We start from the raw sequence: 14895 nt of genomic DNA, 5'->3' as shown, positions 1-14895 counted from the left end.
CGGGCCCTCGGACAGGATGGATCCCATGATCCCCCCGCTCGTCGAGCCCGCCCAGATCCGGGCGTCGACGGACGCAGGATCGTTCGAGCGCGGTACGGGCTACTTCCACGGCGGCGCCGTGCGAAGCGTGACATGGGATGCCGCATCCTCCGTTCTGACCGCCCTCGTGGACGGCTCCGCCGCGCGCCCGTACCGCTGCACGGTCGTCCTGGACGCTCGCCGGCCGGATCACGCGATCGTCTCGACGATGTGCACGTGTCCGGTCTCGGGCGGATGCAAGCACGTCGTGGCGGCGCTCCTGGCCGCCAACCGGCTCGCGCGCGGCGCGGACGCGCCGTCCACCCCAGCCGCCCCCTGGCGGTCCCTTCTCGCCGCGCCGTCGGCGGAGCCCGGCGTCCCGCTCGCGCTCGGCATCGAGCTGCGTCAACGCGTCCGACGGGGCAGCTCGCCCTGGGCGCCGATCCGCCTCGAGACCGCCACGGCGCGGAGCCTGGACCGACACGGCACGGACGTGATGGTCGGCCTCCGTCCGCTCGAGCGCAGCTCCCGCTCTCTCTCCTGGATCAAGGGCACGGTGTCCTGGGACACCCTGCGGCGCCCCGGACACCGGTTCGCGGCGGAGCAGGCGCGATGGTTCGTCGAGCTGCACAGCATCGGTCGCGACATGCGCATGATCGGCGGCTTCGCGGATGCCGGCGACTGGCTCACCCTCGACGACATCGAATCCGCCCTGCTGTGGGGCCACCTCGCCGCGGCATCGTCGCTGCACATCGCGATCGTGCCGACGGTCCGCCACCTCGACCTGGACATCGCCCGGAGCGCGGAAGTCGGCATCCGGTTGGATCGCCAGGACGACGGTCTGCGCCTGTCGGCGAACGGCGAGATCGACGGTGACCCGATCGAGCCGTCCGCAGTACGACCCATCGGGCATTCCGGCGTCTACCGGTTCACGGTTCGCCGGGAGCGCATCGCGCTGACCCTCGCCGAGGCACCGCTCGCGGACCCGCTTCCGGCGCTGCTGCGCGCGACGGAGAGCGTCATCGTGCCACCCGATGACGCCGAGGAGTTCGTCCGCGAGCACCTGCCCCCGATGCTGCGGAGCGTCCGTGTCGAGGCTCCGGGCATCGATCTGCCCCGGCCGGACCGCCCGCAGCTGCACGTCACGGTGCGCTTCTCACCCGCGCACCGGCTGGACTACGCGCTCGGCTGGGCATACCCCGGTCGCGAGGAGCGCGGCCTGGACGCCCCGCCCGGGGCCCAGGACGACGCGGACGCCGAAGCCGAGATCCGAGCGCGCGTCGAGGGGGTGTGGCGCTCGTATCGCGCTGAGCCGGTCGCGACGCGCGGGTCCCTCGCCGGTGTGGAGGCCGCCGAGTTCGCCTCACGGTTGCTGCCCGAGGTCGAAGGGCTCGCCGACGTCGCCGTCACGATCCTCGGCACCCGGCCCCGGTACCGCGAGCTCACCGGCGACCCGCACGTGACCGTGTCCACCGTGGAGAGCACGGACCCCGACTGGTTCGACCTCGGGGTGATCGTGAAGATCGACGGGCGCACGATCCCGTTCGCGCCACTGTTCACGGCGCTCACCCGGGGGCGGCGCACGCTCCTGCTGAGCGACGGCGGGTACTTCTCCCTCACCCACCCCGCCCTGCAACGACTGAAGGACCTGATCGCCGAGGCGGGAGAACTCGCGGAGTGGGAGACGGGCGCTCGGATCAGCCGGCGCAGCATCGACTTGTGGGACGACTTCGAGGACGTCGCCGACGAAGCCCTCCCGGCCGTCGCGTGGCGCGCGACGCTCGAGGGCCTCCGCGATGTGGAGCACATCGGGCACGCCACCCTGCCGCACGGGTTGCGTGCCGAGCTGCGCCCGTATCAGCGCGCGGGCTTCGACTGGCTGGCGTTCCTGTGGGAGCACCGTCTCGGCGGGATCCTCGCCGACGACATGGGCCTCGGCAAGACACTGCAGATGCTCGCGCTCATCGCGCACAGCCGGGAACGGGGCGAGCGGCGCCCCGTGCTCGTGATCGCACCGACGTCGGTGCTCGCCACATGGCGCGAAGAGGCCGCGCGGTTCGTGCCGGGGCTGCGGGTCGGTGTCGCCGACACCACGCGCGGCGTGCGGGGGCGGTCGGTCGGTGAGATCGCGGCATCCGCGGACGTGATCGTGACCTCGTACACGCTGCTGCGGCTGGACGAGGCGGAGTTCGCGGCCGTGGACTGGTCGGTGCTCGTGCTCGACGAAGCGCAGTTCGTGAAGAACCCGCGCACGAAGGCCTACCAGGCGGCGCTGGCGCTCCGTGCCGACGTCACGTTCGCGATCACCGGGACCCCGCTGGAGAACAGCCTCACCGACCTGTGGGCGCTCCTGGCGCTGACGGCCCCCGGACTCTTCGCCTCCGCGCGGCGCTTCCGCGACGAGTACATCGGGCCGATCGAACAGGGCAAGGTACCCACGACGCAGGAGGGCGGCGATCATCGCGCGGCACGCCTCGCGCGCCTGCGCCGGCGGATCAGGCCGTTCCTGCTGCGCCGGACGAAGGAAGCGGTCGCTCCCGAGCTGCCGCCCAAACAGGAGCAGGTGGTGCACGTCGAGCTCGGCGCCGCACACCGGGCACTGTACGACACCGTTCTGCAGCGCGAACGGCAGAAGGTACTGGGGCTCCTTGAGGACCTCGACCGCAACCGGTTCATCGTGTTCCGCTCGCTCACGCTCCTGCGCATGATGAGTCTCGCTCCGAGCCTCGTGGATGCCGCGCACGCCCACATCGCGCCGAGCAAGCTCTCCGCCCTCTTCGATCAGCTCGACGCGGTGATCGCCGAGGGTCACCGCGCGCTCGTGTTCAGCCAGTTCACCTCGTTCCTGCAGCTGGCCGCCGATCGGCTCACCGAGCGCGGCATCCATCACGCCTGGCTGGACGGGTCGACGCGTGACCGCGACCGCGTCGTGAGGGGCTTCCGCGAGGGTGACGCACCGGTGTTCCTGATCAGCCTGAAAGCCGGCGGATTCGGCCTCACCCTCACCGAAGCCGACTATGTCTTCCTCCTGGACCCGTGGTGGAACCCCGCCGCGGAAGCCCAGGCCGTGGATCGCGCGCACCGCATCGGGCAGGACCGCACCGTCATGGTCTACCGCCTGATCGCGGACGGCACGATCGAGGAGAAGGTCATGGCGCTGAAGCAGCGCAAGGCGCGCCTCCTCCAGGCGGTCATGGACGACGACGCGCTGTTCGGGCAGGCGATGACCGCCGACGACATCCGCGGCCTGTTCGCCGACTGATCGGCGATATGCACGGCCGGTTCCGTCGGGCGCCGTCAGAGCGCCTCGTAGACTTGCCGGGGAAGGAGCGAGCATGCGCATCACGGGCCTCGGCCACGCCGGAATGTTCATCGAGACGGCGGGAGGGAACATCCTCTGCGACCCCTGGGTGAAGCCGGCCTTCTTCGGCTCGTGGTTCCCGTTCCCGGACAACCGCGGGCTGGACTGGGAGAAGTACGGCAAGGCCGACTTCCTCTACATCAGTCACCGGCACCGCGACCACTTCGATCCGTGGCTGCTGGAGACCTACGTGCCGAAGGACATCGAGGTGCTCCTGCCGGACTATCCGACCGATGAGCTCGAGCAGGACCTGCGCCGGCTCGGGTTCGAGAACATCCTCTATACGCACGCGGGGGAGATCATCCAGCGCGGCGACCTCAAGATGATGGTCAACCCGCTGCGTGCGCCCAGCGACGGCCCGATCGGCGACTCGAGCCTGTCGGTGGACGACGGCACCGCGTCGATCCTCAACCAGAACGACTCGCATCCGCTGGACATGGACAGGCTCTTCGCCTTCTCCCGCCCGGAGGCCTACTTCACGCAGGTGTCCGGTGCGATCTGGTGGCCGATGGTCTACGACCTTCCGCAGGACGCCAAGCGCAACTTCGCCCACCTCAAGCGCGAGGCGCAGCACAAGCGTGCGATGCACTACGTCGACCGCGTCGACGCCCCGCACGTCTTCCCGATGGCGGGCCCGCCGATGTTCCTCCGTGACGAGCTCTTCCGTTACAACTGGGAAGGTCAGGACGGCGACGCGATCTTCACGAGCCAGACGCAGTTCCTCGAGCGGCTGCAGCAGGAATCGCCCGCCCACACCGGACACCTGTTCATCTCCGGAACCGTCGTCGAGCTGACGCACGGCGAGCTGAGCGTCGAGCAGACGCTGTACACGGATGCCGAGATCGAGCGCATGTTCGGTCCTGACCGGTGGGATTACTTCGCCGAGCAGCAGGCGAGTCGGCAGGCGGAGATCGCCGACGAGGAGGCCACCCGCGCGGACGTCATCCCGCCGGCGGAGATGCTCGCCGCGATCAAGGAGTGGTGGGAGCCGCTCCTGCGTCGGGGCCGCATCTTCCGCGAGGGCGTGGGCGGCAACGTCCGCTTCCGCATCGGCGAGCTGGACATGGTCGTCGACTTCCCGAAGGCGAAGGTGCGCGAGTACGCGGGGGAGGAGTGCATCTACTGGTACACGATCCCGGCCGACCTGGTGTCCACGAACATCCGCGACCATGAGATCGACTGGTCGAACTCGATCTTCCTGTCGATGCAGTTCGCGGTCGGGCGCAGCGGCAAGTTCAACGAGCTGCTGACGACGTTCCTGAAGTGCCTGTCGCGCGACCGCATCGAGTACGTCGAGAACTGGTACGCCGAGCAGTCCGATGTCTCGGAGGACATCCAGCTCGAGGAGTGGGTCGTGCAGCGCCGGTGTCCCCACCTGAGGGCAGACCTGTCCAAGACCGGCAAGATCGAGGACGGCGTCCTCACGTGCAGCCTGCACGACTGGAAGTGGGACCTGGACTCCGGCAAGTGCCTCACCTCGCAGGGCCACCCCATCCGCGCGAGCCGGGTGATCGAGACGGTGTCGTCGGCGGCATCCTGATCGCGGGTCCCGCTAGACTCGAACCATCACAGCAACCTTTAACCCCGTCCTGTGAGGCGGAGAAGGGAGCGGCGGATGAGCACGCGCACCGTGCTGCATGAGGCCGACATCGCCCGGGCCCTGACTCGGATCTCGCACGAGATCCTCGAGTCCAATCGCGGCCCCGACGACATCGTGATCCTCGGCATCCCGACACGGGGCGTCGCCCTGGCACGCCGCATCGCGTCACTCATCAGCGACTTCAGCGGCGCCTCGGTCCCGGTCGGCGCACTGGACATCACGATGTACCGAGACGACCTGCACCGGAATCCGACGCGCTCGCCCCAGCCGACCTCGATCCCCGCCGGCGGCGTGGACGGCAGGGTCGTCGTCCTCGTGGATGACGTCCTGTTCTCCGGGCGCAGCATCCGCTCGGCGCTCGACGCTCTGCAGGACATCGGCCGACCCGCGGCGGTGCGCCTCGCGACCCTCGTCGACCGCGGTCATCGCGAGCTGCCGATCCGACCCGACTTCGTGGGGAAGAACCTGCCCAGCGCGGCGGACGAACGCGTGAACGTGCGCCTGGCCGAAGTCGACGGCGAAGAGTTCGTCACGATCGAGGGGTCCGAGGCATGAGGCACCTCCTCGACACCCACGATCTGCCCCGGGCGGAGGCCCTGGATATCCTCGACGTCGCCGAGGACATGGCCGATACGCAGCAGCGCGAGATCAAGAAGCTGCCCACGCTGCGCGGCAAGACCGTCGTCAATCTCTTCTTCGAGGACTCCACCCGCACCCGGATCTCGTTCGAAGCCGCAGCGAAGCGCCTGAGCGCCGACGTGATCAACTTCTCGGCGAAGGGCTCGAGCGTCTCGAAGGGCGAGTCCCTGCAGGACACGGCGCAGACCCTTCAGGCCATGGGGGCGGATGCCGTCGTGATCCGTCACGGCGCGTCCGGCGCACCGCGCACGCTCGCCACGAGCGGCTGGATCACGGCCGGGGTCGTCAACGCCGGGGACGGCACGCACGAGCACCCGACGCAGGCGCTCCTGGACGCCTTCACGATCCGCAAGCGCCGCTTCGGCGCGGACAGCCGGGGTCGCGACCTGGACGGCGTGAAGGTCACGATCGTGGGGGACATCCTGCACTCGCGCGTCGCCCGCTCCAACGTCTGGCTCCTGCACACGCTCGGAGCGGACGTGACGCTCGTCGCCCCGCCGACCCTCATCCCGCACGACGTGACGGCGTGGCCCGCGCGCGTGCTGTTCGACCTCGACGCCGCGATCGCGGACGAGCCGGACGCGCTCATGATGCTGCGTATCCAGCTCGAGCGCATGAACGCGGCGTATTTCCCCACTGAACGGGAGTATTCCCGCAGGTGGGGACTGGACGCGCGGCGTCTGGCGACCCTTCGCCCCGATAGCATGGTCATGCACCCCGGCCCCATGAACCGCGGGCTCGAGATCTCCGCCGAAGCCGCCGATTCCTCCCGGTCGACGGTGCTCGACCAGGTCACGAACGGCGTCTCGGTGCGGATGGCGGTGCTGTACCTGCTGCTGGCGGGAGAACGCGATCCGCAGCACCACGCACGGGAGGACGCACGATGACCCAGCCGGACGGCACGACCGAGACGATCCTCATCCGCGGCGCCGCGATCGAGGGCGCCGCCGCCGTGGACCTCGTCCTCGAGGGCGGTCGCATCGCCGAGACGGGTCGCGGACTCAGCCGCGCCGGCGCCACGGTGATCGACGCCGAGGGCCTGATCGCCCTGCCGGGGCTCGTCGATCTGCACACCCATCTGCGCGAGCCCGGCTACGAGGCATCGGAGACGATCCTCACGGGCTCCCGCGCGGCGGCCGCCGGTGGCTACACCGCGGTCTTCGCGATGCCCAACACGTCGCCGGTCGCTGACACGGCCGGCGTGGTCGAGCAGGAGCTCGCCCTCGGTGAGGCGGCCGGGTTCGTGACGGTCCAGCCGATCGGCGCGGTGACGGTCGGGCAGAAGGGCGAACGCCTGGCCGAGCTCGGCGCGATGGCCGATTCGCGTGCGCGGGTCCGGGTGTTCAGCGACGACGGCTTCTGCGTGTGGGATCCGCTCATCATGCGCCGCGCCCTGGAGTACGTGAAGGCCTTCGACGGCGTGATCGCGCAGCACGCGCAGGATCCGCGCCTCACGGAGGGCGCTCAGATGAACGAGGGCGCGGTGTCGGCCGAACTCGGACTCGCCGGCTGGCCGGCGGTCGCCGAGGAGTCGATCATCGCCCGCGACGTGCTGCTGGCCGAACACGTCGGCTCGCGCCTGCACGTGTGCCACCTGTCCACCGCAGGCTCCGTGGAGATCATCCGCTGGGCCAAGCGCCGTGGCGTGCAGGTCACGGCGGAGGTGACCCCGCATCACCTGCTGCTGACCGACGAGCTCGCCCGCGGATACGATGCGCGGTTCAAGGTCAACCCGCCGCTGCGCCGCGAAGAGGACGTCCGAGCCGTCCGCGAAGGACTCGCCGACGGCACGATCGACATCGTCGCGACCGACCACGCCCCGCATCCCGCGGAGGCCAAGGCCTGCGAGTGGCCCGCCGCCGCGAACGGCATGGTCGGGCTCGAGAGCGCGGTGCGCGTCGTCCAGCTCGCGATGATCGACACGGGGATGCTGACCTGGGCGGACGTGGCACGAGTCATGTCCCGCACCCCCGCCCGCATCGGTCGGCTCGCGGGGCACGGCACACCGCTGACCGCGGGGGAGCCGGCATCCCTCGCGCTGTACGACCCGGCGTCGTCCGCCGTCTTCGCCGCATCCGATCTGCACGGTCGCAGCGGCAACTCGCCGTACCTCGGACGCGAACTGCCGGGGGACGTGCGCTGGACCTTCTACGACGGCGTCGTCACCGTCGCCGACGGGGGAGTGCTCGACCGGCCCGGGGAGCGCGCATGACCCGGGAAGGAGCCCTTCTGGTCATCGTCGCGGTCGCGCTGGCGCTCATCGGCGTCGCCGTGTGGGCCTGGTCGCGCCGCCGACGACGCGACAGCGGTCTCGCGGCTCCGGTCGGCGAACTGCCGTCCGGCGCGAAGACCCTCGCCGAGCACGAAGTGCTCTACGTCGCGACGACCCGCCACGACGAGCCGCTCGAGCGCCTCGCGATCGAAGGCCTCGGATTCCGCTCGCGGGCGGACCTCACCGTGACCGATGCCGGGGTGGCCCTGGATCTGACCGGCCTGCCGCGACTCTTCCTCGCACGCGACCGCATCCTCACCGTCGACCAGGCCACCGTCGCGATCGACCGGGTCGTCGAGAAGGACGGCCTCGTGCGCGTCGCCTGGCAGATCGATCCCGACACTCTCGTGGACTCCTACTTCCGGCCGCAGAACTCTTCCGCCCGCGTGCTCGCCGCACAGCTGGGCGCCCTCACGACAACGACAGGAACCGACTCATGACGCTCCTCACCCACGACCCCGCCGTCCTCGTGCTCGAGGACGGCACCCGTCACATCGGCCGGGCGTACGGCGCGCGCGGCACGAGTCTGGGCGAAGTGGTGTTCGCCACCGGCATGACCGGCTATCAGGAGACCCTGACCGACCCGTCGTACGCGGGCCAGATCGTGCTGCAGACCGCGCCGCACATCGGCAACACCGGCATGAACGGCGAGGACCCGGAGTCCCGGCGCATCTGGGTCGCCGGGTACATCGTCCGCGACCCCTCCCGCGTCGTGTCCAACTGGCGCGCAGACGAGTCGCTGGACGACGCCCTCATCAGCGACGGGGTCGTCGGCATCAGCGGAATCGACACGCGCGCCATCACGCGGCACATCCGTTCCGCGGGCAGCATGCGCGGCGGCATCTTCTCCGGCGCGGATGCCGCGCTCGACGCGCAGGAGCAGCTGTCGATCGTGCAGGCGGCCCCGGTGATGTCCGGTCAGAACCTCTCGGCGGAGGTGTCCGTCGGCGCCGTCGAGGTCACACCCGCCGTCGGCGAGCGCGTCGGCAATCTCGCGGTCCTCGACCTCGGCGTCAAGCAGGCCACGATCCTCAACCTCGCTGAGCGCGGATTCGAGGTGCACGTCCTGCCGCAGGACGTCACGATCGAACAGGTCCGCGCGATCGACCCGGTCGCGGTCTTCTACTCGAACGGCCCGGGTGATCCCGCGGCCTCCGGCGATCACGTGGCGCTCCTGCGCGCGGTGCTCGACGACGGCCTGCCGTTCTTCGGCATCTGCTTCGGCAATCAGCTGCTCGGACGCGCGCTCGGGCTCGGCACGTACAAGCTGCCCTTCGGCCACCGGGGGATCAACCAGCCGGTGCTGGACAAGCAGACCGGCCGGGTGGAGATCACGGCGCACAACCACGGATTCGCGGTGGATGCGCCGCTGGAGGGATCCTTCGACTCGCCCAACGGCTACGGGCGCGTCGAGGTGAGCCACATCGGCCTGAACGACCGGGTCGTGGAGGGCCTGCGGGCCCTGGACATCCCCGCCTTCTCGGTGCAGTACCACCCCGAGGCCGCCGCGGGACCCCACGATGCCAACTACCTGTTCGACCGCTTCCGCGACATGGTGATCGCGAACCTGCAGACCCGTACGGAGAACACGAACAATGCCTAAGCGCGACGACATCACGAGCGTTCTGGTCATCGGCTCGGGGCCGATCGTCATCGGCCAGGCGTGCGAGTTCGACTACTCGGGGACGCAGGCGTGCCGCGTCCTGCGCGAGGAGGGCGTGCGCGTCATCCTGGTCAACTCGAACCCCGCCACGATCATGACCGATCCCGACTTCGCCGACGCGACATACATCGAGCCGATCACCCCCGCGGTCATCGAGACGATCATCGCCAAGGAGAAGCCGGACGCGATCCTGCCGACCCTCGGCGGCCAGACCGCGCTGAACGCCGCGATGGCACTGCACGAGCAGGGCATCCTCGACAAGTACGGCGTCGAGCTCATCGGCGCGAAGGTCGACGCGATCCGCAAGGGCGAAGACCGTCAGATCTTCAAGCAGCTCGTGCTGGATGCCGGAGCCGACGTCGCCCGCAGCGTGATCGCCCACTCGATGGATGACCTGCTGGCCGGCGCCGCCGAGCTCGGCTACCCGCTCGTCGTGCGTCCGTCCTTCACGATGGGTGGCCTCGGTTCGGGCTTCGCGTACGACGAGACGGATCTGCGCCGCATCGGCGGCGCGGGCCTGCGCGACTCGCCCACGACCGAGGTGCTCCTGGAGGAGTCGATCCTCGGCTGGAAGGAGTACGAGCTCGAGCTCATGCGCGACACCGCCGACAACACGGTCGTCGTGTGCTCGATCGAGAACGTCGACCCGGTCGGCGTCCACACCGGCGACTCGATCACCGTCGCACCCGCGCTCACCCTCACCGACCGCGAGTATCAGAAGCTCCGCGACATCGGCATCGACATCATCCGCGCCGTCGGCGTGGACACCGGCGGCTGCAACATCCAGTTCGCCGTGGATCCGGCATCCGGTCGCATCATCGTGATCGAGATGAACCCGCGCGTGTCGCGCTCGTCGGCACTCGCGTCGAAAGCCACCGGCTTTCCGATCGCGAAGCTCGCCGCGAAGCTCGCGATCGGCTACCGGCTGGACGAAGTGCCCAACGACATCACCGGTGCGACGCCGGCGAGCTTCGAGCCGACGCTGGACTACGTCGTGGTCAAGGTCCCGCGCTTCAACTTCGAGAAGTTCCCGAACGCGGACACGACGCTGACGACGACCATGAAGTCGGTCGGCGAGGCGATGGCCATCGGCCGCAACTACACGACCGCTCTGCAGAAGGCGCTGCGCTCGCTGGAGAAGCGCGGGTCGAGCTTCCACTGGGGCGAAGAGCCGCGCTCGGTGGAGGAGCTGCTCGAGATCGCCCAGCGGCCGACGGACGGGCGCATCGTCGTGCTCCAGCAGGCGATGCGCAAGGGCGCCACGATCGAGCAGGCTTTCGAGTCCACCAAGATCGACCCCTGGTTCCTCGACCAGATCGCCCTGATCAACGAGGTCGCCGAGTTCGTGCGGAGCGCGCCGGAACTGGACGTGCAGACCCTGCGCCTCGCGAAGGAGCACGGCTTCAGCGACGCCCAGCTCGCCCAGCTGCGCGGCGGGAGCGAGGCCGAGATCCGCGGCGTGCGGTGGGGCCTGGACGTTCGACCGGTGTACAAGACCGTCGACACGTGCGCGGGGGAGTTCCCCGCGCTCACGCCGTACCACTACTCCAGCTACGACGTCGAGACCGAGGTCACGCCGTCCGAGCGGACGAAGGTCGTCATCATCGGCTCGGGCCCCAACCGCATCGGGCAGGGCGTCGAGTTCGACTACTCGTGCGTGCACGCCTCGTTCGCCCTCTCGGACGCGGGGTTCGAGACGATCATGGTCAACTGCAACCCCGAGACGGTCTCCACGGACTACGACACGAGCGACCGCCTCTACTTCGAGCCGCTCACCCTCGAGGACGTGCTGGAGGTCCTGCACGCGGAAGCGCAGTCGGGCCGGATCCTGGGCGTCGTCTGCCAGCTGGGCGGGCAGACCCCGCTCGGACTCGCGAAGGGCATCGAGCAGGCCGGCTACACGATCCTGGGTACGTCTCCCGCCGCGATCGACATCGCGGAGGAGCGCGAGCTGTTCTCGCAGCTCCTCGACCGCGCCGGGCTCATCGCCCCGCGTCACGGGACCGCGATCGATGAGGCCGGCGCGATCACGATCGCCGAGGAGATCGGCTACCCGGTGCTCGTCCGCCCGAGCTTCGTCCTGGGCGGGCGCGGCATGGAGATCGTGTACGACACCGAGAGCCTGCGGGACTACTTCGTCCGCACCGCCGGCGAGGTCGTGATCGAAGAGGGCAAGCCGCTCCTGGTGGATCGCTTCCTCGACGACGCCGTCGAACTCGATGTCGACGCCCTGTACGACGGGCACGAGCTCTACATCGGCGGTGTGATGGAGCACCTCGAGGAGGCCGGCATCCACTCCGGCGACTCGTCGTGCACCCTCCCGCCCATCTCGCTCGGACGCACCGAGATCGACCGCGTGCGCACCGCGACCCTCGCGATCGCGGAGGGCGTGGGGGTGCGCGGTCTGCTCAACGTGCAGTTCGCGGTGTCCGCCGGCGTCCTCTACGTGATCGAGGCGAACCCGCGGGCCTCGCGGACCGTGCCGTTCGTCTCCAAAGCGCTGGGCATCCCCCTTGCCAAGGCCGCGAGTCGCATCATGGCCGGTGCCACGATCGCGGAACTGAAGGCCGAGGGACTCCTCCCCGCGCAGGACGGTTCCCGCGTGCCGCTGGACGCCCCGGTCGCCGTGAAGGAGGCCGTGCTGCCGTTCAAGCGCTTCCGCACCGCCGACGGACACACCGTCGACTCCGTCCTCGGACCGGAGATGCGCTCCACCGGTGAGGTCATGGGGATCGACCGCGACTTCCCGACCGCGTTCGCCAAGAGCCAGGCCGCGGCGTACGGCGGGATGCCGACCTCGGGCACGGTGTTCCTCTCGGTGGCCGACGACGACAAGCGCGCCGTGATCCTGCCCGCTCACCGGCTGCAGGAGCTCGGCTTCCGTCTCATCGCCACCGAGGGCACCGCGGAGATCCTCGCGCGCAACGGCATCCACGTGGACGTCGTGGGCAAGTACTCCGCGACGCACGACTCCGGCGAGCCCAACATCGTCGACCTGATCAACGCCGGCGAGGTGGACATCGTGGTGAACACGCCCTCGGGTGGTCTCGCCCGTGCGGACGGCTACGAGATCCGCGCGGCCGCCGTCGCGGCCGACAAGGCCCTGTTCACCACGATGGCCGTCCTCGGCGCCGCCGTGAGCGCGCTGCCCGTGCTGCGCGAAGGATTCGCGGTGCGGAGCCTGCAGGAGTACGCGCAGGACCGGAAGGACAGCGCGTGACGGCGTTCGGCACCCGTCTTCGCGAAGCCGTCCTCTCGGGGGGACGCCTGTGCGTCGGCATCGACCCGCACGAATCGCTGCTGCGGGAGTGGGGGCTGCCCGCCTCCGCGGAGGGAGCGAGGGAGTTCGGCCTGCGTGTCGTGGATGCCGCGGCCGGGCGGGTCGGCACGGTCAAGCCGCAGGTCTCGTTCTTCGAGCGCTGGGGAGCTGCGGGCTACGCGGCTCTCGAGGACGTGCTCGCGGCCGCGCGCGCGACGGGCCTCGTCGTGATCGCGGATGCCAAGCGCGGCGACATCGGGACCACGATGGATGCGTACGCCGCGGCGTGGCTCACGCCCGGGTCGCCCCTGGAGGCGGACGCGATGACGGTCAGCCCCTACCTGGGAGTCGGCGCCTTGGCCTCGACGTTCGACCTGGCGCTCGCCCATGGGAAGGGCGTCTTCGTCCTCGCCGCCACGAGCAATCCCGAGGCGATCACCACCCAGACCGCGCGGGCGGGTGACACGACCACCGCCGCTCTGATCGCCGAGCAGGTCGCGGAGCGCGCCGAAGCAGGGCCGGGGCAGGACTGGTCCTCACTCGGGCTCGTGATCGGGGCGACGGTCGACCTCGCCACGGTGCAGCTCGCCCCCGTCGGCAGCCGGGTCCTCCCCGTGCTCGCCCCGGGATTCGGGACACAGGGCGCCGAGCCGGGCGACCTCGCGCGCGTGTTCGGCGGCTTCTCGGCGGGTGTGCTGGCCAGCGAGAGCCGCAGCATCCTCTCCGCCGGCCCCGACGGCCTCGGAGCCCGGATCCAGGAGCGCGCCGCGCTGTACGGAGGTGCCTGAGATGACCGATCCGCAGACCCCGGCGACCCCGCGCGCGCAGTCCCGCCCGCCCGAGGTCGACCGGGTGGCGGCATCCCGGCGCGCGGTCGAGGCGCGCCGCGCCCGCGCGTCGCTCAAGCGCGACGTCGCGATGCGCGTCATCACCCCGCAGGAGCTCTTCCGCCGCGCGCTGGAGGATCCCACCTCACCGGCCGGCACGATGCGGGTGACGGAGTTCCTCACGAGCCTCCCCGCGATCGGCGAGGGCAAGCGCGACCGCATCCTCGCCGATCTCAGCATCTCTCCCGTCAAGCGCCTCGGCGGTCTGGGCGCCCGTCAACGGCGCGCGCTGCAGGAGTTCCTCGACTCCCGCTGGCCGACGCCCGGGGCGCGCGACGGCCGCAGTCGCCTCGTCGTGCTCGCCGGACCCACCGCGGTCGGCAAGGGCACGGTGGCGGCGCACATCAAGGAGCATCACCCGGAGATCCTGCTGTCGGTCTCGGCGACGACCCGCTCTCCACGGCCGGGGGAGGTGCACGGTGAGCACTACTTCTTCGTCGACGACGCGGAGTTCGACCGCCTCATCGCCGACGGCGATCTTCTCGAGTACGCGACGGTGCACAACGCCTCCCGCTACGGCACCCCCCGCGGGCCGATCGACCGCGCGCTCGCCGAGGGCCGCACGGTCCTGCTGGAGATCGATCTGCAGGGCGCGCGTCAGGTGCGGGCGGCAGAGCCCTCCGCGATGCTCGTGTTCCTGCTGCCCCCCAGCTGGGACGAACTCGTCCAGCGACTGGTCGGACGCGGCACGGAGGACGCGGAGGAACGGGCCCGGAGACTGCGCACCGCGAAGGGCGAATTGGCCGCCCAAGAGGAGTTCGACTATCGCGTCGTGAACGGCGACGTCGCCACGGCGGCCCGCGAGGTCGTAGAATTGGCGGAGGTGCCCGCACGCCCGTCGTCGTGAGTCGCGGCGCCGTCCTTCTTCCACCGACATCCGTCGCCCTCGAACCCAGGAGGTTTCACCATGGCCGGAACGAACCAGGGGATCATCGATCCCCCCATCGACAGCCTTCTCGAGAAGGTCGACTCGAAGTACCAGCTGGTCATCTACGCGTCCAAGCGCGCGCGTCAGATCAACGACTACTACTCCGACCTGCACGAAGGCAACCTGTTCGACAACGTGGGCCCGCTCGTGGACTCGACCGTCGAGGACAAGCCCCTCACGATCGCCCTGCACGAGATCCACGAAGACAAGCTCCGCCTCCGCGCCGCCGAGTGATCTCGCGGTCCACGCGCGACCACGGAAGAGATCG

Annotated in this window: 11 protein-coding genes; all 11 read left to right on the top strand. The window is 70.1% G+C overall.

The window, feature by feature from the left end; translation table 11 throughout:
• Window positions 1-25: 25 nt before the first annotated feature.
• The 11 genes from ABD197_RS08625 to rpoZ all read left to right on the top strand — a co-directional run bounded on the left by ABD197_RS08625 (window position 26) and on the right by rpoZ (window position 14861).
• Entirely contained in the window at window positions 26-3280 is a 3255-nt protein-coding gene (locus tag ABD197_RS08625) for a DEAD/DEAH box helicase (protein ID WP_344053568.1), read from the top strand.
• Between the two features lie 73 nt (window positions 3281-3353).
• A complete protein-coding gene (locus ABD197_RS08620) occupies window positions 3354-4919 on the top strand; it encodes a Rieske 2Fe-2S domain-containing protein (RefSeq protein ID WP_344053566.1) in 1566 nt (521 codons plus the stop codon).
• Between the two features lie 75 nt (window positions 4920-4994).
• Entirely contained in the window at window positions 4995-5534 is a 540-nt protein-coding gene (gene pyrR / locus ABD197_RS08615) for a bifunctional pyr operon transcriptional regulator/uracil phosphoribosyltransferase PyrR (RefSeq protein WP_344053564.1), read from the top strand.
• Window positions 5531-6505 carry an aspartate carbamoyltransferase catalytic subunit gene (locus tag ABD197_RS08610; RefSeq protein WP_344053562.1) on the top strand — a complete coding sequence of 325 codons (975 nt, stop codon included), beginning with the start codon at window positions 5531-5533 and terminating at the stop codon, window positions 6503-6505. The genes pyrR and ABD197_RS08610 overlap by 4 nt, the downstream gene beginning before the upstream one ends.
• A complete protein-coding gene (locus ABD197_RS08605; RefSeq protein WP_344053560.1) occupies window positions 6502-7830 on the top strand; it encodes a dihydroorotase in 1329 nt (442 codons plus the stop codon). The genes ABD197_RS08610 and ABD197_RS08605 overlap by 4 nt, the downstream gene beginning before the upstream one ends.
• A complete protein-coding gene (locus ABD197_RS08600; RefSeq protein WP_344053558.1) occupies window positions 7827-8330 on the top strand; it encodes a PH-like domain-containing protein in 504 nt (167 codons plus the stop codon). Before ABD197_RS08605 ends, ABD197_RS08600 begins: the two co-directional genes overlap by 4 nt.
• On the top strand, window positions 8327-9493 hold the full coding sequence (gene carA / locus ABD197_RS08595; RefSeq protein WP_344053557.1) for a glutamine-hydrolyzing carbamoyl-phosphate synthase small subunit: 1167 nt from the start codon (window positions 8327-8329) through the stop codon (window positions 9491-9493). Before ABD197_RS08600 ends, carA begins: the two co-directional genes overlap by 4 nt.
• Complete coding sequence (gene carB / locus ABD197_RS08590) at window positions 9486-12773, top strand: carbamoyl-phosphate synthase large subunit (protein WP_344053556.1); 3288 nt, start codon at window positions 9486-9488, stop codon at window positions 12771-12773. Before carA ends, carB begins: the two co-directional genes overlap by 8 nt.
• Window positions 12770-13600, top strand: a complete 831-nt coding sequence (gene pyrF / locus ABD197_RS08585; RefSeq protein WP_344053554.1) for an orotidine-5'-phosphate decarboxylase — start codon at window positions 12770-12772, stop codon at window positions 13598-13600. Before carB ends, pyrF begins: the two co-directional genes overlap by 4 nt.
• A gap of 1 nt (window position 13601) precedes the next feature.
• The gene (gene gmk, locus ABD197_RS08580; protein WP_344053551.1) at window positions 13602-14546 is read left to right on the top strand and encodes a guanylate kinase; all 945 of its coding nucleotides are present in this window, start codon (window positions 13602-13604) and stop codon (window positions 14544-14546) included.
• Window positions 14547-14606: 60 nt separating this feature from the next.
• Complete coding sequence (gene rpoZ, locus ABD197_RS08575; protein WP_344053549.1) at window positions 14607-14861, top strand: DNA-directed RNA polymerase subunit omega; 255 nt, start codon at window positions 14607-14609, stop codon at window positions 14859-14861.
• The last annotated feature ends 34 nt before the right edge of the window (window positions 14862-14895 follow it).

Source organism: Microbacterium lacus (genome assembly GCF_039531105.1).
Taxonomy (GTDB): domain Bacteria; phylum Actinomycetota; class Actinomycetes; order Actinomycetales; family Microbacteriaceae; genus Microbacterium; species Microbacterium lacus.
The sequence above is the reverse complement of the archived record's forward strand: the minus strand, read 5'-3'. Positions and strand labels throughout refer to the sequence as shown.